This is a genomic window from Niastella sp. OAS944, assembly GCA_024809215.1.
Taxonomy (GTDB): domain Bacteria; phylum Bacteroidota; class Bacteroidia; order Chitinophagales; family Chitinophagaceae; genus Niastella.
Genome location: JANUBW010000001.1, coordinates 1,294,503 through 1,318,508, shown reverse-complemented (window position 1 = coordinate 1,318,508; position 24,006 = coordinate 1,294,503). Strand labels below are relative to the sequence as shown.

The window sequence follows — 24,006 nt, the reverse complement described above, 5'->3', positions numbered from 1 at the left end:
TATGAAATACATAATAAACGTTTGCCTGCTCATATGTTTAACTCAATCATTACTGGCTAATTCAGGAATTTACGCTGGTGGTCCTGTATACAAGAACCGGAGTTATTCAATAAGTGAGTTAAAAGGTTCGGGTTATACATGTGTAGTAGTATGGACCATTCACATAGATGCCAGTGGTAATTTTAATTTTAATGCCGAGTTCCCATTGGTGCAGAACGGCGCTTATGTAGGTGCGTCAGCTTATCCCAATTTTGCCGGTGATATTGCGTCATTGAAATCGGCGCCCACCAGCATAAACCGGGTTGAGTTTTGTTTAAGCGCCTGGGGCTCTTCTACCTTTGCCAACATACGGAACCTCATCAATTCGCAAGGCACTGGCTCTACCAGTATTCTCTATCGCAATTTTCAGGCATTGAAAAATACCTTTCCGGCACTTGATGCTATTGGGTTCGACGATGAAAGCACTTACGATGTAACATCGGCCACAGCCCTGGCAGTAATGCTTAGTGATCTGGGCTTTAAGGTATCGTTGGTGCCGTATACGGCTTCTTCCTTTTGGACAGGCGTTGCCACCAATACCAATAATCAACGCCCCGGTACCGTTGACCGGGTTGATCTGCAATGCTATGCTGGTGGGGCAGGCAACAATCCCTGTAACTGGAATTTCGGCAGCATACCGGTGTATGCCGGTTTGTGGGATGCTGAAAAAACAACCAGCCAGGTGCAAAGCCAGTTAACTACCTGGAAGAACAATTGCGGGGTTGACGGTGGTTTTATGTGGTTGTACGATGACTTTGATAATACTACCGGCACAGAGGCATATGCTGCCGCTATCAATAAGGTATTTGGCGGTGGGGCCGTAAATACTGCGGCTGCCCGGTTCTTTAAAGATTGTAATTATACAGGGTATGCGGTTAGCCTGGCCGCTGGCAGCTACACGCTTACCAAACTGCGGTCATATGGTATTTTAAATGATGATATCTCCTCACTGACGGTAGAAAGCGGTTATTCGGTTACCTTATACTGGGACGACAATTACGCCGGAAGCACCCTTGGCAAAACAACCAGTGACGCCTGTTTGGTTGATGATGGCTGGAACGATAAGGTGTCTTCCCTGGTGATAGGTTCCGCAACAGCGCGGGTACAAACTACCACCGAAAGGATCTCGAACCAGCCGGGGCAGCAGGAGATCAAATTCTTTGAAGCGCAGGGGCTGGCCGGTGTTCCGATACGGATATACGATATTACGGGGCGGCAGGTGTTGCAGCTTAGGCCGGGTTCGAACCGGATTGATATTTCTTCTTTAAGGCCCGGCGTGTATATATTGGCTTATGCGAAGGATGGCCACCAGGTTGTACAAAAGTTTGTTAAGTGAGTAAATGAAAGGTCTGGAATTTAAGAATATGAAGTAGGATGTAAGAAGTAGGAAATACAAAGGCGGAAGTAGGAGGGTTCAAAATTAGGGATCTTCTTACTTCCTACTTCTTACCTCTTACTTCGGTATTTTATCCCCCGTTACAATTTTTTTCAGGCATTTGCTTTTAAAAAAGCGGGGGATAAAGTACTTTACAACCATGGCGCCAATATCAAAAGGTACTTTTAACAACCGGCAATGGCTTTTGATCCTCATCCTTTTTGCCATGATGTCGGTTATTTCGTTTTTTATTTTCCGGCATGCGTTTGCGTTCAGGCATGTGCAAATTGACGTATTGGTAGCCGCTACCAGCCTTTCACTTTTCTTCTTTTTTATTCTGCTGGTAACCATGCAAGGCTTTAAAGCCGTTGATATTTATGAAGATCAGCTTACTATAAAATGGCGTTTTTCTGTTCGTATGGTCAATAAGGACGATATAACCGCGTTTTCAGAAACTACCCGCAAACAGATCAATTATTTAATTCTTAAAACATCGGCTGAAGATGTGGTGTTGCCCGAACCGCTGATCAACAATTATGCTGACCTCGTACAGCAATTGCTAAAATGGAAAATAAAACGCAAGTTCGATCTGCCCATTACTCGCCATTCAAAATATGAGAACAGAGGGGTGGGGGTGTTGCTGATGGTAGCAGGCGCTTTTCTGTTTGGTTTTACCATCAAATCAATCATCTTACCTGAATTTTCGATAGACGGAAGCAAGTTGATAACCTTAACCGGCCGTTTGAGCATGCCGCCGGAAATAAAAGGACCTACCAACAGGAATGCATATAGTTATATGCAATTGTATTTGCTGGAATATCCCGGTATTAACTTTCATATAGATGGTGTGGGTTTTAATTCTATCAGTCAAAATAAATTGAAAGAAGCAACAAAGGGAACACCGGTTGAAGTGAGCATTCTTAAACATGAATACGCGGTAAAGATCACAAAAACCGAAGTACCGGGTTATTTTGAAAAACACTACGAGTGGACAACCATCTACACCTATAGCCTTACCATGAATGGTGAACAATTATTAACGGTTGACAGGTATAACGATAGCAAACATTCGCTTGATAACAGCAGCAAAAAATGGAGTGTGCTTATTGCCATTGTGGCCCTTTCTATGTTTGCCTATGGTTTTATATTATACCGCCAGCGGAATAAAATACCAGTAACCGCACCCGTAGTGGAAGCGCCGGTAAAACCAGTGCCCAATAAAGTGTGATGTTCTTCAATACTGAACAGCAGTTGTATCAAAATCGCTATGTTGAATCCTGTTATAAGCCTGAAACAGGAGTAAATTATTTAGCGCCTGGTAACAAGTGTGCGGGCATTGGAATATCTACACTCAACTCATCGGGTTGCGGATCGCGGCGAATGGTTTCAATAGGAATAATGCCCGACCAAATGGGTAATGGTTTGTCTTCCGCTTCATCATTGGGCATACCTGTGCGTATTTTTGCAGAGGCTTCATCAATATCAAAAGCGATCACAGTTGTTTTCTTCACTTCATTTTCTTTCATCGGCCGCAGGTAATCCCAGCTGTTAGGTACTATTTTATTAGTAAGCCATTCCAGTACATCGAATTTCAATTGTGGTTCTTCAATTTTAACGCCTTGTGAAAAAAGTACCACCGAGCGGTAATTTACCGAATGAGAAAAGGCCGATTTGGCAACCACCAGGGCATCGAGCAGCGTTACCGAAATGCAAACGGGTATGCCTTTTTCCAATTCCCAAATAAAATGACTGCCCACCGAACCGTGGATGTACAATTTGTTCTCATATCGCACAAAAGCGGTGGGAATTGAAAATGGTTTGTTTTCATATACATAACTAATTGTGCAGAAAAGCGCTTCGTCTAAAATGGGGTAAATGGTCTCTTTATCATAATGCGCTCTTTTGGCCGACCTGCTGGGAATAAGATGAGATTGTGGAGCCATGGTTGCTTGGTTTTTTTACAAAATTGTACCTTTATTGGATGGGGATAATCATCCGGTTTTTATAAAGCCGGTAGTCCACTTTTTACCATGCAGGCACTTTCAACCCTTATTTCGATAGATAAAGACAGTATACAACCTGTATACCTACAGATTGCCAACCAGTTAATGGTATTTATAAAAGAAGGCAATTTACAGGCAGGGCATCGCCTGCCCAGCACACGCCAAATGGCCAACTGGGTGCAGGTGCATCGCAAAACTGTAATTCAGGCTTATGATGAACTGCTGGCCCAGGGCTGGCTCGAAAGCCGTACCGGCAGCGGTACTTATGTTGCCAAACACTTACCGGAAATACATCCGCGCAGTTTGCTGAAGGGGGCTACCAAACCCATTAACCCAGCGCATGTAGCCGGGTTTGAGTTTGATGCGGCACCGCATCTTGAAAAACCGACAGTATGGTCGAAGCACAAATACCATTTGGATGATGGGTTTCCCGATTCGCGGCTTGCGCCTTTGGAAGAACTGGCGCGCGCATACCGCAGTCAACTGCTTACCGGCAATCCTTATGTTCGTTTAGGTTATGGCGATACATTGGGCTCGCTGTGGTTGCGCCAGGTACTGGCCGATTATTTGAACGATACCCGCGGGTTAAAGGTAACGGCAGAGAATATCATAATTACCCGTGGTACGGTGATGGGTTTGTATCTTTCGTGTACCGCTTTTTTACAACCAGGCGATATTGCAGTAGTAGGGGAGTTGAATTACAACGGCGCCAATATGAATTTTTTGCAGGCTGGCACCCAACTTATAAAAATACCGGTTGATGAGCATGGCATTGTTGTAGAAGCGCTGGCAGATATTTGCCGCAAACAGCGGGTACGTATGGTGTATGTGACCTCGCATCATTTCTACCCAACAACTACAGCTTTAAGGGCCGACCGCCGCATTGAACTACTTCGGTTGGCCGAGCAGTTTGGCTTTATCATCTTCGAAGATGATTATGATTACGATTTTCATTACCTCAGCAAGCCGCTGTTGCCATTGGCCAGTGCCGATAAAGCGGGTATGGTGTTGTATTGTGGTTCTTTTACAAAAAGTATTTCACCGGCTTTTCGGGTAGGCTATTTGGTGGCTTCGGAAAATGTGATCCGTCACCTGGGGCAATTGCGTCGCATCATTGACCGGCAGGGTGATAATATGTTAGAAAATGCCATTGCCGAGTTGTTGCAGAATGGTATTATACAGCGATACCTGCGAAAGAGTATGCGTACCTACCGCCAGCGGCGCGATGTGTTTTGTGAGTTGTTAAAGAATGAACTCAGCGAGCATATACAATTTCAGGTGCCGGTGGGTGGTATGGCAGTGTGGACACATTTTGATCCATCGATTGATTTAAACATCCTTGCTCAAAAGGCCCTGAAGTATGATCTGTTCTTTTCGCCCGGCTATAGAAATGATGACGTGTTGCCGGTACTGAATGCTACGCGATTAGGATTTGCGTCTTCAACGCCTGATGAGTTAGAAGATTGTGTTGAAATTTTGCGGAGGGTATTAAAGGACTGTGGTTATTGAGTTATTCAGTTATTCAGTTGTTCAGTTCATAGTTCTCAGTTCTCAGTTCTCAGTTCTCAGTTTTTAGTTTTTCCGCCTGCGCTGACGCTTAGCGGCGAACAGCCTGATAAAAACTGATCCCGCCAAAGGTGGGATCAGTCATGTAATTTATCAATAAGTTGTATTCTACCTCTATCAACTCTATCACCATTATCAACATATCAACCATTAACCATTACTCAATCTGTTGCACATAGGTAACTTGTCAACGTGTTAACCTGTCAACTCGTCAACCTTCATCTACTCTTCCCACGGCGACTTATACTCCTTCTTAAACTTCTCGTGCACCTGGCTGATGGCTACAGAATCTTTTTTCAGGTAGGCATCATAATAAGGCACAACCAACTGTGTAGTCTTTGCAGAAGGGTACTTTTCTTTCAAATACGACCAGGTGGTGTTGAAATATTCTGATAACTGAATGGCAGCAGGACCAGTGCTATCGCTGATATAATCAGCCACAGGAGTGTTATCCATACCTTCCATTACTGTGTACAACATGTACCTGGCCTGGTTAGCCGCCTCTTTTGCATACAGGAATCTGGTGTTCTCAATTGATTTGGAAAAGTTCTCCCACCAAATAGCTCGCTCTGCCAGTTCTTTTGCTTCAATGGTTAAGCCGGCATCATTCTCAAATCCGCTTATCTGTTCTTTACCTAATTGCGTAATGTATTGCTTCATGGGTGCAGAAACGTACTTGCCAAAGTTCGTTGCAGTAAATTGCTGATCGGGGTCAATAAATATCTGGCCTTCTGACGAGGCAAGGAAAAAGCCATTTTGATCAAGTGCCTTTTTGCGGGCTATTTGTTTTTGCGAAAGCTTATAAGGTTTACCGTTCTCATCTTTTTCATACAGGATCTGCTCATAGTTTAATGAGTCGGCTTCCATATGTTCGTATGTATATATTGCCAGCCGTTGGTGAAACTGTTTGAAAATATACAATGCGGTATCGCAAACTTCGGCAGGCTGGTTTTTGAAAAAGCTTTTAAAAGTATCCACTGCCTGCATGCTCATCTCAACTAACTGGGTATCGAGCCCGTCAACATAGCGGTCGTATTGCAACAAAACGGGGTTGCCGTATTGAAATAATGGTGGTTTGTTGGTAGCATTGGCCGATTTTTTAGGAGCATCTTTTACGGGGTCCTTTGCATCGGGCCCGCCACAACCAAAACAAACAACTGCCAGCAGCAGTGCGCAAACTGTTTTTTTCATTGGGATGGGGTAAATATTTGGCGTGAAGATAATAAAGGAAATTTCAAAATGGAATATTTGTTAATAGGTGACTAAATGGCTTGTTTTATGCAGTAATTGATTTGGGCTATGAAAAAGCTATGCTTTAACCATTAATGCCATATGGCAGGTGTAATATTCAAGTACAGCAAATTCGGTTAAGCATATAATACAGCAGATGTGATTGTATTGATCCTGAACAATTCGGTTATACCGGAAAATAAATAGAAGTATTTAGCTGTGTAAAAAATATAAACATTTTAATAATTACACACATCCATATTTGTTAGTCTTGCAATTATTAAATTAATTTCGCATGCAAACCGAAAGGCGTTGATATGTTGTTAAAACGCGATTAACATTACTTCTGCCTGTTGATTCTTTCACCCTTAGAATACTTGTATTGCCGGTCGTTTGTGGCAACCCTATACTAGCCCTGAACCGGTTTATTTAATCCCTGGTGTAGTCTATTCTTTTTTTATTTACAGTATACACATTACTACCATTGATATTTATCAAATGGTAAGCAGGGTTTTAATTGCCTTAATAAATTATTGAAGTGTAGCTATGGAAAATGCAAAGTTGAACACAATTGCTATTATAGATGATCATTTGATGTTACGCCAGGCAATGTCGTTACGGTTGACATTACTGGGGTATAAAGTGGTACTTGATGCAGAGAACGGGAAAGACTTCCTTGAACAATTGCCTAAATTACCTGCACCGCCCGATGTTGTTTTGCTCGATATCAATATGCCGGTGATGGATGGATTTGAAACGGCTGCTAACTTAAAAAAGGACTGGCCTCAAATAAAGATCGTTTTTTTCTCCATGCATAATAGTAAAGCGTTTATAAGTAAAGCCAAACAAATTGGTGCAGATGGTTTTCTTTCAAAAGATGCTACCGTTGATCAATTGAAAAAAGCGTTAGTAGTAGCATTGGAGGGTAGGTAACCTTATCGTTTTAAAAAGATGAATATGGCGCCTATCAGTGTGAGCACGATCACCACCTGGCGGTACAGATCGTCTTTTATGCGGGCCACCAGTTTTATACCGCACCAGAAACCGAGTACCAGAAATGGCACCAGTGCCAGATCAGTTAACAGGGAGCTGGTGGTAATGTTCTTCCAGTAAAATACCTGAAAGGGTAGTTTAAACAGGTTGATGATAAGAAAGATCCAGGCGCCGGTGCCAATAAAATCATTCTTGGGCAAACGCATGGCCAAAAAATAGATATTGGAAAATGCGCCGGCCAGGTTGCCCAACATGGTGGTAAACCCCGAAACAAGACCCATACCTGCTGTAAATAATTTGTTGCCCGGCACCACCATTGTTTTGCGGAACTCTATTATAAGTATGATCACCACGGTGAGCACAATGATGGTGGCCATTACTTTTCTGAAAATGGCTTCATTCAGATCTTTTCCCACAAACACCCCCACCAGAATGCCAATGACCATCCATGGCATCAGCTTTATTACATGCGGCCATTGTGCATGGCGATGGTAATATTTTACGGCCAGAATATCGGCCACACATAACAAAGGCAGCACAATACCGGTTGAGGCCTTTCCGCCAAACACAATGGTCATTATGGTTACGTTCAGCATATCGATGCCTTTAAGCCCGGCTTTTGAAAGTCCGATAATAAAAGCCGACAGCGCTATCAGTATCAGGCTGGTGAAGGAGTACGCATCAAACAATCCCATGTGTGATTGGTATAATTATAAAAAAAGCCAAATATAACAATCGCCCCCCTTATTATAAACATTTCACTACCCTCATTGTGGTGGGGGGTGAGTATATTCATAGAAGGCAGCAAACGTGAAACGTGAAACGGCAAACGTGAAAGCTCAATGCTCTGCCTCATAACTAAATTCGGTCCCACTAAATCAGCCATCAGCTTGAACTTCTGGCAGCGCAAGATCAGGTATTAGTTAGAAAATTCGCGAGCTATTTCACGTTTCACGTTTGCCGTTTCACGACAGATTAACCAACACAACAAAAACTAACATCATATGAATATTGTTTCTTTTCAATTTCAAAACCAATAAATTTTATCAAATGAATCGGAAACTAACGATTGCGCTGGCATGCCTTGCCGTATCGCTTACCAATTGTAAAAAAGACAAATCTGTACCTGAGCCTGAAGTTCAGGCTGCGTGGTCGAGCAGCGCCCAATGGGGTACCTGGACTAACGGTGGTTATACGCTGTACAATAATATTTGGGGCAGCGGAGCAGGTTCACAAACCATTTGGGCAAACAGCTATAGCAATTGGGGCATATGGGCCAACCACCCCAACACCGGTGGAATAAAAAGTTACCCCAACAGTACCCGTAATGTGAACCGCGTGCTTGGTTCGCTAAACTCACTTACCAGCAGCATTGGCGTTTCTTCACCCGCCGGCGGTGCCTGGACGTCGGCTTTTGATATTTGGGACAATAACCACCAGCATGAAATTATGCTTTGGATGAACTACACCAGCAACAGTGATGGTTCGGGCAACATTAAACCCATTTCGTACAACTGGAATGCTGCGGGCAACCCGGTACCGGTATTCACCAATTTATCGGTAGGTGGGGCTACCTGGAATGTTTTCCGTGGCAGCAACGGATCAAATAATGTGTATTCGTTCCTGCGCACTACCAAAACCAACAACACCACTGTTGATATACGGGCCATTGCCAACTGGATCAGGAACCAGGGCTGGTTTGGCAATATCACCATTGGCGATGTGCAGTTCGGGTACGAGATCACCTCGAGCTATGGAAACAATGGGGCCGGACTACAATGGACCACCAACAGCTATTCTGTAAGCTTTAACTAATGTGTTCGATGTATAAGAACTGGTTCATACTTATTGCAGCCATAACGCTTTCGCCGGCGTGTAAAAAGGAAACAAATATCGAACGCGATATCAAAGAATCCATGCTGGCAGCAGTAAATACATTGCGACAATCGGGTTGCATCTGCGGTTCTTCCCAAATGCCGCCGGTAAAGCCATTGGTGTGGAATGACAGGTTGGCTGCTGCTGCGTTGGCGCATGCCCGCGATATGAATGCTAACAATTATTTCAGCCATATATCGCCGGGCGGTACATCGCCCATACAACGCGCTATTGTAAAAGGGTATACCGGTAAGTATGTGCTGGAGAATATTGCCAAAGGGTATTCATCAATAGAACCATTGATGCAGGCCTGGCTACAAAGTGAAGAACATTGTAAAGCCATGATGGATAGTTTGCAAACCGAAATGGGTGCGGCCAATGTGAATACTTATTGGGTGCAGGAGTTTGGGCACTAACGTGCAGTTGACGAGTTAACGAGTTGACGAAGTTAAGCAACCTATGTTTTTCTTTTCTGTTTGCTGTATGAAAAAAGCCTCCCGGTTTATTGGGAGGCTTTCCTTTATTATTGTTTTACGATCTTAATCGGTTGCTTGCTGGCAGTAATAAGGAAATAAGTGCCTGCTGGCAAACCGGTCATATTAATTGATTCCCTTACATTATTAATAGTGAACTGGCGCAACACATTGCCTTGCATATTCACCAAACGGGCTTGTGTACCTAATAGCGCTGCATTCTTTAGCTCAACTGTAATATTACCTATGGCAGGGTTAGGGTGTACCGAAACCTGGGCCGTTACACCACATGTTTTTGATACAGCAACCGATCTTGAATATACAGCCTGACCATCCTGTGCAATTTCTTTCAGCTTGAAATAATTGGTACCCTGGGTTAGCCCTGTATAGTTATATGAATAGGTGGTTGCTGAGGTGGCTTTTACTGTGCCAACTGTTTTCCAATTGCTGCCATTCGGGGACCATAAAATTTCAACCTGGTGATTGCTGGCATCGCCGGCAGTTTGCCATTGCAAACGGGCCGTATTACAATCGGTGCTGCCTGCTTCAAAAGAAGCAAAGTTAACAGGGAGGGTTACTGAAAGGTATGATTGTACTGTACCATCGTTGCCCACAGACCAGCCATACATGCCGTTAACAAAGTATACACTGTTTATTGAACTGTTGTAGTTACTGTATTGTTGCGTCCAGGTTGTGCCGCCATTGGTAGTAAATAATATGGTACCATTGTTCCCTACTATCCAGCCGGTGGTAGCTGAAATAAAATGTACTTCCATGTAACGTTGGTTGTCTACAGGGTCTGGGCCACTCTGGTCGGTCCAGGTGGTGCCGCCATCGGTTGTTTTACGAATGGTACCGCTGTTGCCAACTGCCCAGCCGGTATTGGCATCAACAAAATAAATGCCATATAAAGTTTGTCCGCTGGTTGATTGTGCGGTCCAGGTGGCGCCGCCATCAGTTGTTTTGCGAATGGTGCCATTTTGCCCAACTACCCAGCCTGTATTGTTATTTACGAATTGGATGTCATAGATATCGCGGTTTGTGATGCCTATATCCTGTTGAACCCAGGTGTTTCCGCCATTGGTAGTTCTTATTACAATACCATCGTTACCGGCTATCCAGCCTCTTGTAGAACTGATAAAGAATACACTGCGGAAGGTCACATCATCATCATCATCATCGAGGTCATTATCCTGATCGTTCCAATCGTTGCCGCCATCGGTGGTATATACAATAGTGCCATCGGAACCTACGGCCCAGCCATGCGTAGCATCAGCAAAATAAACGCTGTTTAGGTTTTCTCCATTTGCTCCGCTGGTTTGTGAGTTCCAGTTAATACCTCCATTGGAAGTGTTACGAATTACGCCGTCGTTACCTACCATCCAACCGGTTGTTGAACTGGTAAAGAAGATGTCGTTCATTTGCCGGTCGCTGTTGCTTTGTTGTTCGTTCCAGGTAAAGCTGCCCGAGTTGCCGGTTTTTATAAGCACCCCATTATTACCAATTGCATAGCCGGTATTGAAGTTGGCGAAGAACACGCCATATAATGTTTGGTTAGTAGCGCTTGTTTGTATGCCCCAGGTAGCGCCGCCATCGATGGTAGAAAGAATAGTGCCGCCCTGGCCAACAGCATAACCCGTGTTGGCATTGGTAAAGTAAATACTGTAAAGGTCGTCGTTGGTATTGGTGGTTTGTTGTGTCCAGGTGGTGCCGCCATTTGTTGTTTTCAGAATAACACCATTATCGCCCGATACCCATAGTGTATTACTATTAAGCATAAAAATGCTCAATAATCTTTCATCGGTAGGCGTGCCCTGAATATTCCAGTTGTTGCCGCCATCGGTAGTTTTGGCAAGCATATCGTCTTCACCAACCACCCAGCCAATAGCGTTGGAATAGAATTTTACATCGTGTAATCGCTGGTCATAAGGACTGGGGCGGCTTGTCCAGCTATTACCATCGAGGGTTCTGCGAATGGTTCCTTCTTCACCAACTGCCCAGCCTGTACTTGAGTTGAGAAAGTAACAGGCATTAAAGTCAAGGTTGTCTACGGTTTGAATGGTCCAGTTGGCGCCGCCATTGGTAGTTTTAAGAATACGGCCTGTATTTCCAACAACAAAGCCGTTGTTATTATCTACAAAGAATACGCTGTTTAATTGTTGGGTGGTTAAGCCGGCGCCCTGGGTGTTCCAGTTGTTGCCACCGTCGGTGGTTTTACGAATAAGACCGCTTTGACCTACAAACCATCCCATATTGGGGCTTCTAAAAAATACGCCTTTGAGGTTTGTGGTGCCAGCGCCGCTGGCTATGGGTTGCCATTGGGCTAATGAAGCTGAGGTCATTAATAAGGTTGTAAACAGGGCATAGAACGCCCTGCATTTTACGAAAAGAGCTGTTTTCATAACGGTTGGGTACTAGGAATTACGGTTTCAAATTAGGGATACAGGGTATAAAAGTAAGTGTTTTTCCGCAGCTACGCTAAGGTAATACCCTTGATAGTTTTGCAAAATATTGATTTGTAATTAAATAGGAGAAAGTAAATGTTTAAACGGTTCCCGTTTTAGAATTTATTCCATTTATGGGTGGGAAAAGGGTGGCGGGGTTTTATAGATAAAGAACGAATAATTCAATTACAAGTCTTTTGAATTGAAAAAAAGGAACTGTTTGTTCAATTGGAGGTTCTCTTAATTAAAACGAAGGAATTGTTTTTTCAATTAGAAGTTCTTTCAATTGAAAAAGAAGAACAGTTCTTTCAATTGGGAGCCCAATCAATTAAAAAGAATGTACAGATTTTTCAATTGCATGCGCATCCAATTAAAAAGAATGTGCAGTTTTTTCAATAAGATGCGCTTCCAATTAAAAAGAATGAGGAATTTTTTCAATTAGAAGTTCTTTCAATTGAAAAATAATTACATTCTTTTCAATTGAATAAGCTTCCCTTTAATGCAAATGAATTGATTTTTAGGTAGTTGATTAATTCGAGGCTGGCGATTAATTACGGCGGACAGGGGAATGGCCTAAAAAGAAAAAAGGTCCTCTGTAGAAACAGCCGACCTCTAACGATTGCTTGCCATATGAAAAAAAAGGTAAAATCTCTTTTGGGTGAAGCTTTCTGCTTCGTGGTAGCTTTCTTCTTCGGCCGCCGTAGGTGGCTTTTTCTCTCTTCACTTACCGTGCTACCGTTGTTGATGATGTAAAAGTACATTGCGCCGGGTTCACGGCATAACCATGTTTTACGCGATTTTATTATGCCAAACCTTATATTGAATTGTTAAAACCCGCTACCAGACTGCGTTTCAAGAGGTAAGTGCTATGATCTTTAACCGTGTTGGGCAGGATAGGGCAGGACAGATGCAGTTCTTAGTTTTTAGTTCTTAGTTCACAGTTCACAGTTCACAGTTCGCAGTTCGCAGTTCGCAGTTTGTTTATTGATGACCCACGATTGTTTATACTAACAGTAATATGCAACGAAATTATAACTGGCTTAATAAAAAAATAGATCCGGACAGAAACTGCCGGATCTATCGTCGCACAAAAAACTACAGAGGATAAGAACGTTCTTTGTGCTGTTTGATGCCTAAAAAAAACTGATGCCTAAAAAATATACTTGAAATACCAATTGCATCGGGTGAACACTTGACAACCTCACCCGACCGAACTGATACTAATATACGAAGAAGATATATATTCAGTTACCATTCGCTTAGTTTATGAAGTTTTTTTGATTAATGTCAATTCTCTGAAACCTGCCTGGAGCTTAATGTTGCAAAGATATAAGTGTAAACATTAGTATAGTTGGTTGTGCTAAACCGTGTTATCTAATTAAAGTGTATAAACATCGCAAACCCCTATTGAAAACTAAACCTCAATCAAGTATTTATTGATAAGTTAAAACTATGACGGTCGTCATGGTTTGGGATGTTTATTTGACATATCTTAATGTAAGCATATCAACTTCCTCTTCTAAGATATCCTTCGAAATTCCCACTTCTAGTAGCTGTTAAAAAATTCGTTATGACATTACAAACTAAAAATGGGTATCCCGAAGTTGTATTGGCCTCGCAATGTGAATCCGCTACGTTTTATACTACCGCAGATTGGTTAAGGCATGAAATAGGCATTTCGTTTTGCAATAAAGAAAAGCAGGACAATATGATCTACTGGCAATTTTATTTTGGAACAGGCATCGCTGTGCTGAAGTATGACCCATCAACAGGCATCTCTGTTTGTCCTGCAGGCTTTGGAAAAGCAACTGTTGAAGAAAAAGCTGCTTTTAAAATGCTTTCTGATACGATGGCCTATGGCCAATATGCTAATTTGATAATTTGCTAATGTGCAAATGAAAATACTATGTCTGTTTACGTTATCCAATCAGCACATTATCTCATTATCACATTAGCTAATTATTTCTCTTTACACCGTATGCCATAAATCACTCAACGGTATCATTTTAAAAACCTTCTGTACCTACGTATATTTAAAATATATATTATATTTGTTAAGCGGTTGATTGGAAATAGGCAACTAACGTTAACACACGATTTTTTAATCCTCATTGGTTGCGCCTATCCGTTGATTTTCCCTGAAAACCAATCATTAATCAATATGTCCTTGTAACATGCAGTGTTACCTGCTGCGGTCCTGAAATTCTCTGAAAACACTAGAAACCAGTTTGTAACCCATTTATTCCGTCGCCGGTCTTATATCGCCATGACCATTTTAAAACTTACCAAAATGAAAAGACTGCTTGCTGTAGAAAATAACAAGGAAAGCCATAACGTAATGGAAAGCATTCACCATTATGATAATGGCACCAGTACTTACTCTCGTAAACAGCCCGACAAGCTGATGAATTCATTTAATCAAACTGCCAACCTGCAGAAGTTTAAAAAGAAGCAGGTAATATATGCAGAGGGTAATCATCCATCGCAGCTTTTCTACATAAAAAAAGGTATTGTAAAAACATACAAATGTAATTCTGAAGGTAAGGAACTTATAACCGGTATTTATGGCGAAGGTGAGTTTCTCGGTTACGTGGCCCTGCTTGAAGAAACCGTATACCGAGACGTTGCCGTTGCTGTTGAATATGCCGAGCTGGCGGTTATTCCCAAAGATGAGTTTGACTATTTAATGGAAAGCGACTGGCAGGTGGCCCGGCAATTTATCAATATGCTTGCCAAGGATATATCAGAAAAAGAGAAGTTGTTGGTGGGGCTTGCCTATAATTCACTTCGCAAGAAAGTAGCCGAAGCATTGATCTTTTTAAGTAAGAAATATAAAGATGCCATCAAGATCAGCCGCGATAACCTGGCCGCCATTGCAGGAACTGCTACCGAGTCGTTGATAAGAACACTGGGCGAGTTCAGGCAGGAAAAGCTGATTGAGATAAGCGAAGGCTATATTACCATAGTGAATGAAGCAAAGCTAAAGACAATGTTGAATTGACTTATTGTTTTTTTTGTTAGAACGGGACAAGAATCGGAGCGGGTGCAGCCGCTTCGAGTGGAATGAGTCCTCCCGATACAACGGGAGGGCTTTTTTTATTTACCCTATCGGAATACTAATAGCGATCTCTGTACCCTTGCCAATGCCCGTATCAATAAAGCAGGTAGCATTTAATAGCAAACACCGGTTGGTGATGTTCTTAAGGCCATTACTGTCGGGGTAGGTGCTCGACATATCGAAACCAATACCGTTATCGCGGATCTTTAGAATGATTTGTGTGGTAGTAAAAATTATGGAGGCGTTTACCACTGTAGCGCGGGCATGTTTTATAATGTTCTGGGTTATCTCCTGCAGTATTCGAATAACAATGGCTTGTTTGGTGTTTTCCATATCGGGTATTTCACCATCCATATTCAATTCCACTTTAAAGGCGCCCGTTTTTTCTATTTCATGGAACAGCTCCTTTATTTTGTCGGCCATTTTTCCACTATGCTCCGGATCGTTCTTCATAACCCGCGATAAGCCACGCAGGTCAATAATAGTTTTGCTTATCAATTTAGTGGCGTCTTCTAATTTTGAAGCAGCGGCTGCTTCATCTTTTAAATTAATGGTTCGCAGGTGCAGGTTGGCGAGGGCTAATGTTTGTCCAACATTGTCGTGAATTTCTTCCGAAATATCGTGCAGGGTTTGAACCTGTATTTGGGTTTCTCTTTCGCGTTGCTTTTCACGTTCGCTCCAAAAACGGTATATAAGTGCTACGGTTATTATAAAGGTCTCTGTTATAATGCCGAGATGAAAGGTAGTGGGCGGAAACAGGAACGACAAGGTGCTGGGGTAGAACAATCGCTGTACCGAACCAAACATAAATATAAACGATCCGGTAAGAATGAACCAGGCGCTTTTTTGTCCTTTGTAGATACAGTAAATACAATCGATGATGATAAAACAAATAGCCAACAGGGTGCTGATGCGTGCCCAGTTAAAAACAGCGGTTTCAATACGGTAATTGGTGCCTATATAAAAAATTACAGCATGTACGGCTGCACTGATCACTACGTTCATTTTTAAAATGGTTGAAAAACGGTACAGTCGTTTGTTGTGCGAGAGTACCGGTTTTAAGAACCGTTGTGCCACATGCATCAATACGGCTATGGCCAAAGCGCCAATGGTCATATATGGAGTAAGGCGGAAGGCCAATTCAGAATCAAGCCACAGGAATTGCTGATCGAGCAAATCGTTTTTCATTACCACAAGGAATAAAAGGAAAATATACAACGCATACCACAGGTGCAATTTTTCCTTAAGTGAGAAAAATAAAGAGATATTCAACACAAAAAATAAGATCAGTAAACCTACAATGATGCCAAATACAAAATAGATCTTGTTCTCAAACATCTTCAGCTCTCTGGGGTTTAACAGGGCAAAGCCAAAATACTTGTAGGCATTGCTGGCATCTATACTCAGGTACAGGGTGTCAATGCTGCCGGCTGCTGCATCGAACGGAAATACGTGATGCGTAAATTGGTACGTGCGGTCTTCAAACCGGTACTTCAACCCGGTATGTGCTACCTTTTGCCATTGCCCCGCTTTTTTCTGGTACAAACCACCTTCATACAATCCGAACGGGGCCATTAGCAACATAAGGCGCCGGGCTTCGGGCTGCCGGTTTTGTACAATGATCCTAAGCCAGTAATAGTACGGGTCGTACTTAAATTCGAGTACGGGCTGGTTATCTGCTTTTGTGAATGTGTCTTTCGATCGTAATACCGAGTCGATGGTTATTGGCGAAGTACTTCGCAAAAAGCAGGTTTGTGATGTTATAGGAAAATGAAGGTCCCGGTCGCAAATGCCGGCGTCAATTATTTGCGACAAGCCAGGCACTGCGGTGCCTGTTAATGCAATGAACAGAAGCACACGGATGGTTATGCGCATAGCTTATTGAATGATCTCGGTGGCCTTGTTCTGATGATCGGGCTGGTTATGTTGTTGTTCTTTCAGCCTGTCTTTGGCCAGTTGTTCGTATACTTTTTTTCTTACCATATTTATGCTGCCCAGGGGTGTATGTTCGGGTATGGCATTACCGGGTGAAAAACTTATTCGCTTATCTTCCTCCATTCTTGCTTCGTTATCTATTTCCTGCCTGGGCAGGGTAATGGTTGCTACTTTGTAAAAAGGCGTTTTCCAGGCTACGGTAGCGTCGTCTATTGGTTCTTTTTCGTTATTTGTTTGAAACTGTACAAACAGCGCAAAGGATATTTCTTCTTTCGGTTGTTTGAGGTCCTGTATCAACCGTTGCCGTAAAAAGTTGCGGGCAGCTTTTCGGGGCATCGTGCTGGTAATGGTCTTAAGCGGTCTTACGTGCCATTTAATGGCTTTTTTATCACCGAATAAATAGGGCGTACCTGAGTAATACACTTCTTCCAGCACATTCGGTGTTTTAATAAATGTACGGAAAAACCTGAAGGCGCCCCCAAAACCGGTAAATAAAAGTATGAGACCGCTAATGAGCTTTTCGAACCAGCTTCCCAGGGCAAGTTTTATTGCGGTAAGTTGCTGGTTGGCGTTGGCTGTGCCAAATATGGGGCTGGTGGTTAGTATAATATCCTGCGGCTGGCCTTTATCGTTCGCATCTAACACTTTTATGGCCATTCCCCGCACACCTCTTTTTTTGTCTTTGGTAATGTTGGGGCTGGCGTTTGAAAAACGGATCCAGGCATTGAAGGTCTTTTCTTCTTTAAATAAGCCAACCCTCAGCTCGGGCCTCAGGTCTTTATTAACTGTGAGGGTGGCTTTTACAAGGCCAATTGTCTTTGTATGGAATGCTTTTTTCATTGGTTGGTTCCCATACTTTTTTTTCAAAATGCCTCTAATGTAAACGATCACTTTCTGACTAACATCGTTCAAATTCGCCATAGGGCATCCACTTGTCATTTCTTCAGGAATCATAAGTTGGGATTTGGTTTTAATTATGAGATCAGCTGGCCCCATTGGCCATACTGTATTTGACTATATATTTTAATGCTTTCATTCCCGGCATAAAGAAGTAAGCGCCGCCTACAACCGTAGTAAATTCCGGAATGTTCTTATAGCGGTTCCTTGTCATTTCCTGTGGCGTGGTGAACTCGTGGCAATCTGGTTGCTCTGGTGTTGGGCGGGGCGACATAATGGGGTCTACTTCATTATGCAATGCAGCAAATGATGACGTATTGGCCCAAACGTTCTGCACAAATTCAAACTGGCGCGCAATATCCGATACCAGGCACATAAAATGAATGCCACGCACCGCATTTTCATTTTCTATACCAATACTGGTTGTTACGGGTTTCTTTGTTGTATTGTTACAGGCATGACTGCCGTTTAAGCTATGATGATGTATTATGTTGTCGATATTGAAATCTTTATCAACTGGTTCACCATATATACGGCCCCGGCGAAGCATGCGGTGTTTTTTCGACAGATCGAGCGAATCTTTTGGGTTACGGCCGGCATGTATATGATCGCGGGGATTGGCTCGCCTTATATGCGCGCCTAACGGGCACATTAAACCGTCTTTGTCTGTATCGGCATAAGTAAAGTCGTTCAATGTAGCATCGGTTACCGGGCAGCCAGAACCTGGCGCCTGTACCAGTGGGCGCCCATCGGGCCAGCGGCCAACCATTTTGGCGCCCAGCTTTACAGCCTGTTCCGTTTTACTTGCTGCTATTTCTTTTGTATGGGTGTACATGTACTCCCAAAATGCCTCAACAAATTGTTCAATTTGCCTGAACACGAGGTAGGTGCCATTCTTCCCCAGATCGTTTTTTTCCGGATCTGCAGGATGCGCATCCATGCCCTCGCTGATGGTGTTCCTGTCAACGAACGGACTGGGTGAAAAGCTGTTGTATTCGTTTTCGTAACCTAAGATGAACTCACCCGGGTTTATATGTGTGCGTTTATCTTCCACTTCATTTTCTTTACTAAACCCTTTAATGGTAGGTTGCGAAATGCCGTCCATAAAACCAAAATGTTCTCGCGGGTTGTCGGGATTGTATTCGTAGGTGCTGGCTAAATAAACGATCTCCACGCCCTGGTGGTGATTAGTGAAGATGTTGGTGGTGAGTTCCTCGAGCGCATGTTTGTTTTTTGCATAAACCATCAGCAAAACATCAACAGGTTTATTCTCATTCCCCCAGTGCCAGTTGCTGGGATGGTTTTTGCCCCGGTCGCCCAGCATCATAGGCCGTTCTTCCGGTTCTGCGCTTTCAATTCCCTCACCACCCGACATCTTCGTGTTTTGGTCCCGTTTTTTATCAGCTCCTTGTCGAAAGCTCATTCCTTCTATAAACTCCCTGGAAAAAGTATTGAGGATATCGTCATTTAATAGCCGGGCAATCCCTGATCTGGTAAATGCGATATTCACAGCCTCTTCCTTTTTTAGTTTTTCACCGGTCGTTATATGATTGACCGCGAGGAAATCGAAATATTTGGTAGCTGCTGCTACATCGGTTATTTTTAAAAGTATATAAGTGGCGGCGGTAAGGGTTTTATATCCTCTTACAATAAGCCCCTGCATATCGGAGGTTTGAAGGCCCATGGTATTTTCGTTTATTGATGAATGTTTATAGTAGTTTTAGCCATTCCCTGGCATCCTCTTCTGTCATCCATTTAAACAACCCGTTCCTTATTTTCCGGTTCTTGTTTATAATATCGGCTGTAAGCAATTTTTCATGTGCATACCAAAGTTCAGTTACATGCTGGCCGGTATGTACTGCATGCATATACCCTTCGGGGTCGCTGATGATCCCTTTTGTTTTAAACATCCATTTGGCATCGGGAAAACCCTGGCCATGGGTGAACATAAAGTTTACGCCTTTGGCTGTATCACCGACTATAAAATCGCGCACATAGAAATCGGTGGTGTTTGAAAAACAGGACAGAAAGACCAACCTCTTTTTGTTATCGATCACCAGCCAACGAATGTTGCTTACCGTTGGGATCTTTGATGTGATAGAGCTGACCAGCCCCAACACACGTAAGATAAATGCATACAAATGCGGGCGCAGAAAACCTCTTTTCAATGGGGCCGCTGCAGTCATTTCATTAAGCACAGGGTTAAGCTGGGTGGCCGCCAGTTCCTTGATCCGGCTGTCGGGTGGCCGGGTAGCCGTTTTGGTTTTCAGGGTCATGAGGTTGCCAAGTACGATGCCAATGAAAACGAGGGGTATACATCCTGATAAACAAAGGGTAAGGTTATATTTATAACCAAACAACGCCGCAATGGTAAGAACGAGTGGGGCCACTAACGCGCCAACCAATGCAAGACCGGTAATTTTAAGCAGTTGATAGGTAATATACACCCGTACAATTTCCAACCATTCGCGCCAGTTCTTTTTACATGGTTTCAATGCCCAGGCATATTTATCGCCGCAGGCCATAATATGCCGCTGAATAAGTTTCCTTATTTGCATGGCCGAAAGACCCTTAAAGGCACCCTGCGTTTGCGCACTGTCTATATAATCTTCGATCTCGTTCTTTAAAGCCTTTTCATTTTGGGTATCCTGCTTTGAAATAAAATTGCATCTTGAGTTGAAGTTGGAATGATAACTATGTTTTTTTAAGAATGCATATATTTCATCGTCGGGGGCATCATAACCACCATTAAAGTTTTTACAAAACATCAAAAGCTTTAACAGAATGTTTTTGTTGGTGGCTATCAGATCGCGTAAATGTGTTTTTAACGGACCGCAATATGTAGTAGCCAGCACAAAAGTGGGCGGCAGTTTTTCGGTTTTATAATATTGTTCCGGTAGTACAACGCCCGATACAAACAGGGTTGTTTGTGATAGCTCAAAGTTGGCGGCGCCAGGGCCGTTATTGTTGTGCAAGAACTTAAGCATATTGCTTAAACTTTTGACTTCTGGCCCTTCTTTGATGGGGAAAGCTGCAGTGAAGCCTCCATGGATCCTGTGCATATAAAAGGCATTTATTAAGGAATAAACTGGTTAAGCCTATTGATCAACCTGGGTGATCAGATCTGTGCACGTTTCCAAAAGGGTGAATTAAATAAAAGGATCATTCAATTTGAGCAATGCCATTTCTAAGTGCAAACAGCACCAGTCCAACCCTGCTTTTTAATCCCAGTTCTGCAAACAGTTCATCACGGTAGCCATCGATGGTCCTTGGGCTAAGGTTCATATGTTCAGCAATTTCTTTATAGGTCATTTCTGTACAGATCAGTTTCAGGAAATGAATGTCTTTGGGTTTCAGGTTATGCTCTTTGAGTACATCAGTATCTGCTGAAAGTTTTGCCGTGTGTATGAGGTTGCCGGTAACATGTTCTGAGTAATGATAACCGGTTGTTGAAACCGCATCGATGGCTGCTTTTAACTCAGATGGTTTAATGTCTTTCAAAATATAACCCTGGGCGCCGTTCCTGAGCATTTTGATGATCGATCGTTCATCGTCGCGCATGCTTAGCGCAATGACATTGATAAGCGGATAGTTTTTCTTTAGCCATAAGGTTGTTTCAAACCCATTCATTTCGGGCATGTTAATGTCCATGAGTACCAGGTCGGGCAATTCGCGGCCATCAATTTCATTAACCAGCTGCCGCCCGTTGTCGCACTCATAAAGTACCTGGTACCCAAGGTCGGCCACAATACCTGCCAAACCGCTTCGCAACAGTGCATGGTCGTCAACAAGCACAACTTTTATCATTAGGTAACATTTAATTCGTGAACAATATTATTTCATGCTGTAAAGAAAATGGGGGGTGAAAACACGGTATTTTACACAATAAAAAACCATCCCGAAAATTATCGAGATGGTTGCAAAATATGTAGTGCACTGATTCTGTTGGGTTTCTTAGCTTAATCCCAGTGCTTTTGATTTTATAGTGGCAATTTCATATTTAACGCTGATGCCTCTTTTGGTATCGGGTATTTTATGGGTTGCTTTTGAGTTGGGTTTAATAGCGTGAAAATCTTCATATTTAACTTCGTGCACACTGCCGTTTGCTTTTATGTACATGATCTTGACCCGCACTTTGTCGATAGGATAGTCTGAGGCATTGTTCACACTGATCTCTAAATTGGAAATACCGCCCAATCCTCTGCGATCGTACTCATTGCTACCGGCATATACATACATTTTAATGTTTTTCCTGATCTCCTTTTTTTCTGATGATTCACTGCCTGTAGTTGCCGTTTGTTTACCTGATTTGTTATCGTTGGCATTGGATTCGTCCTGACGCACGATGGCAGCCATTACGCCCAGTACAATTACGAAGGGAATAAGAATGATCCAACGAAGGGAGGAGGAAGGCTTTTTGGGCCCTGCGGTATCAGTAGGTTTTTTCATAATGTCGGATTTTATCAGGGATAACAACGCTTACAAGCCGCTAAAATAAAAAACGTGCGCCACTCCTCCAAGGTGTGGCGCACATAAGATGGAAAATAAATATTATGCTACAACTAAATTATTTATTTGGCCTGCCAGCTCTACTGTCAACTCTGCCAGCCTGTTAGAGATGCCCACCCCATTGTCGTACCAGGAAACGATTTTTACCAGTTTATTAATAGAACGGGTCAATGTGCCATCTACGATAGATGAGTGGGTATTTCCCAGTATATCGGCCGGTTTTCAGAAGCGGAAGAAGTTTCTTCTTTCGTTTCGGAAGCGGGCTTGTCGGTTTTGCCGACTGTAACATCGTCAACTTTTTTATTCACTTTCTCCTTTGATTTATCGAGTATCTTTTTGCCAAACTGAGCCTGTATTGTACCTGTGATGACCAGGAAGCTGATAAGCAGAAGTAGGTGTCGCATATAGAAACGATTTTTAAATAAAGCATATGGGGACAGCTTAAGTGTAATAGGAAAAAGCCAGGATCAGATATGCGAATATGATAGGGAGGAGGAATTGTAATCGTATTATAAATTTACCATTATTCTATATATGCTGCGGGTTTATTTAGCTGATATAGGTCAATGAGGGATTGGTTAAAGCCCTCCCGGTAATTGGGGAGGGCTGTTGGCTATTTAACCGGCATTATCAATATTTTTAGATTTTACCATTTCAGAAAAGCCGCGGGCGGCAGCTGTAAACTCAGAGGGTAGTAAAACGATGGTTGAGGTGTTGTTGTCGATCCCAATTTCAGATAACATTTGCAGTCTTCTTAGTTCAAGTGCAATGGGGCTGCCTTCCATTTCTTTTGCACCCTGGGTTAATTTAAGGGATGCTTCCAGTTCGGCTTCCGCTTTTACAATACGGGCTCTTTTTTCTCTTATCGCTTCTGCTTCTCTTGCCATGGCTCTTTGCATGCCTTCGGGAATTTCAACATCTTTCATTTCTACCATTTCTATTTGTATGCCCCAGGGTTCGGTAATCGTATCAACAATTTGTTGAAGTTTACCATTGATTTGTTCCCGTTCTTTTAAAACTTCGTCGAGGGAGTGTTGACCAATGATATTTCGCAAAGCAGTGACCGAAAACTGATACACAGCTTTGTGAAAATCGGCCACCTTGATAATTGCTTTTTCGGGATCGGTTACCCTAAACCACAGAACAGCATTCACTTTTATGGTTACACTATCTTTTGTAATGGTTTCCTGTTGCTCAAGATCAACGGTTTTTGTACGCATGTCGATCGTTTTCCTTTTGTCGACAAAAGGAATTATCCAATACAAACCAGGGCCTTTAATACCGTGAAACCTGCCAAGCCTGAAAAGGATTGCCCGTTCAAATTCCTTGGCAATACAAAGTCCGAGAATAACAAAAAGGAGCACAAGTGCTCCAATAACAGGAAGTGTCATTGTTTTATATTTTAAAGTATGTTAATTCAGATCAATGCAAGCAAAACGCTGAAGTAAGGGGGTATACAGAGGTAAGAACACTTGGGTGTAGATACGTCTCTGATTTGTTAGTATAACAACGCCGAAAAATATTACAGGCTTGCAAAAAAATATTACCGGTGCGGTTAGCCTGTTTAAAGGAGTGGACCAGTTAAGATAATTTTATATATTGCTAAAGA

The 24,006-nt window shown here is 42.7% G+C and carries 20 protein-coding genes; 8 read left to right on the top strand and 12 right to left on the bottom strand.

Annotated features, from left to right (window positions below):
* The first annotated feature begins 1 nt into the window (after position 1).
* Positions 2 to 1,375, top strand: coding sequence for a T9SS type A sorting domain-containing protein (locus GGD38_RS05050; protein ID WP_375299109.1), 1,374 nt, complete (start codon positions 2 to 4; stop codon positions 1,373 to 1,375).
* A 199-nt stretch (positions 1,376 to 1,574) separates the two neighbouring features.
* Positions 1,575 to 2,642, top strand: coding sequence for a hypothetical protein (locus tag GGD38_RS05045; RefSeq protein ID WP_375299110.1), 1,068 nt, complete (start codon positions 1,575 to 1,577; stop codon positions 2,640 to 2,642).
* A gap of 76 nt (positions 2,643 to 2,718) precedes the next feature.
* Here GGD38_RS05045 and GGD38_RS05040 read toward each other — a convergent pair whose 3' ends face one another.
* Entirely contained in the window at positions 2,719 to 3,357 is a 639-nt protein-coding gene (locus GGD38_RS05040; RefSeq protein WP_375299111.1) for a pyridoxamine 5'-phosphate oxidase family protein, read from the bottom strand.
* Between the two features lie 87 nt (positions 3,358 to 3,444).
* On the opposite strand from GGD38_RS05040, the gene GGD38_RS05035 reads away from it, so the two are divergent.
* A complete protein-coding gene (locus GGD38_RS05035; RefSeq protein ID WP_375299112.1) occupies positions 3,445 to 4,926 on the top strand; it encodes a PLP-dependent aminotransferase family protein in 1,482 nt (493 codons plus the stop codon).
* 279 nt (positions 4,927 to 5,205) lie between these two features.
* On the opposite strand, the gene GGD38_RS05030 is transcribed toward GGD38_RS05035, so the two are convergent.
* On the bottom strand, positions 5,206 to 6,174 hold the full coding sequence (locus GGD38_RS05030; RefSeq protein WP_375299113.1) for a hypothetical protein: 969 nt from the start codon (positions 6,172 to 6,174) through the stop codon (positions 5,206 to 5,208).
* Between the two features lie 585 nt (positions 6,175 to 6,759).
* Here GGD38_RS05030 and GGD38_RS05025 point away from each other — a divergent pair.
* Entirely contained in the window at positions 6,760 to 7,146 is a 387-nt protein-coding gene (locus GGD38_RS05025) for a response regulator transcription factor (protein ID WP_375299114.1), read from the top strand.
* A 2-nt stretch (positions 7,147 to 7,148) separates the two neighbouring features.
* On the opposite strand, the gene GGD38_RS05020 is transcribed toward GGD38_RS05025, so the two are convergent.
* Complete coding sequence (locus GGD38_RS05020; RefSeq protein WP_375299115.1) at positions 7,149 to 7,901, bottom strand: sulfite exporter TauE/SafE family protein; 753 nt, start codon at positions 7,899 to 7,901, stop codon at positions 7,149 to 7,151.
* A gap of 355 nt (positions 7,902 to 8,256) precedes the next feature.
* Between GGD38_RS05020 and GGD38_RS05015 the strand changes: the two genes are divergently transcribed.
* A complete protein-coding gene (locus GGD38_RS05015; protein ID WP_375299116.1) occupies positions 8,257 to 9,021 on the top strand; it encodes a hypothetical protein in 765 nt (254 codons plus the stop codon).
* Positions 9,021 to 9,497 carry a CAP domain-containing protein gene (locus GGD38_RS05010; RefSeq protein ID WP_375299117.1) on the top strand — a complete coding sequence of 159 codons (477 nt, stop codon included), beginning with the start codon at positions 9,021 to 9,023 and terminating at the stop codon, positions 9,495 to 9,497. Before GGD38_RS05015 ends, GGD38_RS05010 begins: the two co-directional genes overlap by 1 nt.
* 107 nt (positions 9,498 to 9,604) lie before the next feature.
* Here the strand turns inward: GGD38_RS05010 and GGD38_RS05005 are convergent, their stop codons facing one another.
* Positions 9,605 to 11,956 (bottom strand): YCF48-related protein, encoded by a 2,352-nt coding sequence (locus GGD38_RS05005; RefSeq protein WP_375299118.1) that lies wholly within the window; start codon positions 11,954 to 11,956, stop codon positions 9,605 to 9,607.
* Between the two features lie 1,612 nt (positions 11,957 to 13,568).
* On the opposite strand from GGD38_RS05005, the gene GGD38_RS05000 reads away from it, so the two are divergent.
* A complete protein-coding gene (locus GGD38_RS05000) occupies positions 13,569 to 13,886 on the top strand; it encodes a hypothetical protein (protein ID WP_375299119.1) in 318 nt (105 codons plus the stop codon).
* 402 nt (positions 13,887 to 14,288) lie between these two features.
* Positions 14,289 to 14,999: a Crp/Fnr family transcriptional regulator gene (locus tag GGD38_RS04995; RefSeq protein ID WP_375299120.1), complete on the top strand. Its 711-nt coding sequence runs from the start codon at positions 14,289 to 14,291 to the stop codon at positions 14,997 to 14,999.
* 99 nt (positions 15,000 to 15,098) lie between these two features.
* On the opposite strand, the gene GGD38_RS04990 is transcribed toward GGD38_RS04995, so the two are convergent.
* From GGD38_RS04990 to GGD38_RS04955, 8 genes are all read right to left on the bottom strand, one after another.
* Positions 15,099 to 16,931, bottom strand: coding sequence for a 7TM diverse intracellular signaling domain-containing protein (locus tag GGD38_RS04990; protein WP_375299121.1), 1,833 nt, complete (start codon positions 16,929 to 16,931; stop codon positions 15,099 to 15,101).
* A 3-nt stretch (positions 16,932 to 16,934) separates the two neighbouring features.
* Complete coding sequence (locus GGD38_RS04985; protein WP_375299122.1) at positions 16,935 to 17,945, bottom strand: hypothetical protein; 1,011 nt, start codon at positions 17,943 to 17,945, stop codon at positions 16,935 to 16,937.
* A gap of 28 nt (positions 17,946 to 17,973) precedes the next feature.
* Positions 17,974 to 19,572, bottom strand: coding sequence for a Dyp-type peroxidase (locus GGD38_RS04980; RefSeq protein ID WP_375299123.1), 1,599 nt, complete (start codon positions 19,570 to 19,572; stop codon positions 17,974 to 17,976).
* A 25-nt stretch (positions 19,573 to 19,597) separates the two neighbouring features.
* The gene (locus tag GGD38_RS04975) at positions 19,598 to 20,875 is read right to left on the bottom strand and encodes a hypothetical protein (RefSeq protein WP_375299124.1); all 1,278 of its coding nucleotides are present in this window, start codon (positions 20,873 to 20,875) and stop codon (positions 19,598 to 19,600) included.
* 175 nt (positions 20,876 to 21,050) lie between these two features.
* Positions 21,051 to 21,695: a response regulator gene (locus tag GGD38_RS04970; protein WP_375299125.1), complete on the bottom strand. Its 645-nt coding sequence runs from the start codon at positions 21,693 to 21,695 to the stop codon at positions 21,051 to 21,053.
* A gap of 147 nt (positions 21,696 to 21,842) precedes the next feature.
* Positions 21,843 to 22,337 carry a hypothetical protein gene (locus GGD38_RS04965; protein ID WP_375299126.1) on the bottom strand — a complete coding sequence of 165 codons (495 nt, stop codon included), beginning with the start codon at positions 22,335 to 22,337 and terminating at the stop codon, positions 21,843 to 21,845.
* 239 nt (positions 22,338 to 22,576) lie between these two features.
* Complete coding sequence (locus GGD38_RS04960) at positions 22,577 to 22,801, bottom strand: hypothetical protein (RefSeq protein WP_375299127.1); 225 nt, start codon at positions 22,799 to 22,801, stop codon at positions 22,577 to 22,579.
* A gap of 213 nt (positions 22,802 to 23,014) precedes the next feature.
* Positions 23,015 to 23,788: an SPFH domain-containing protein gene (locus tag GGD38_RS04955; protein ID WP_375299128.1), complete on the bottom strand. Its 774-nt coding sequence runs from the start codon at positions 23,786 to 23,788 to the stop codon at positions 23,015 to 23,017.
* Positions 23,789 to 24,006 lie beyond the last annotated feature (218 nt).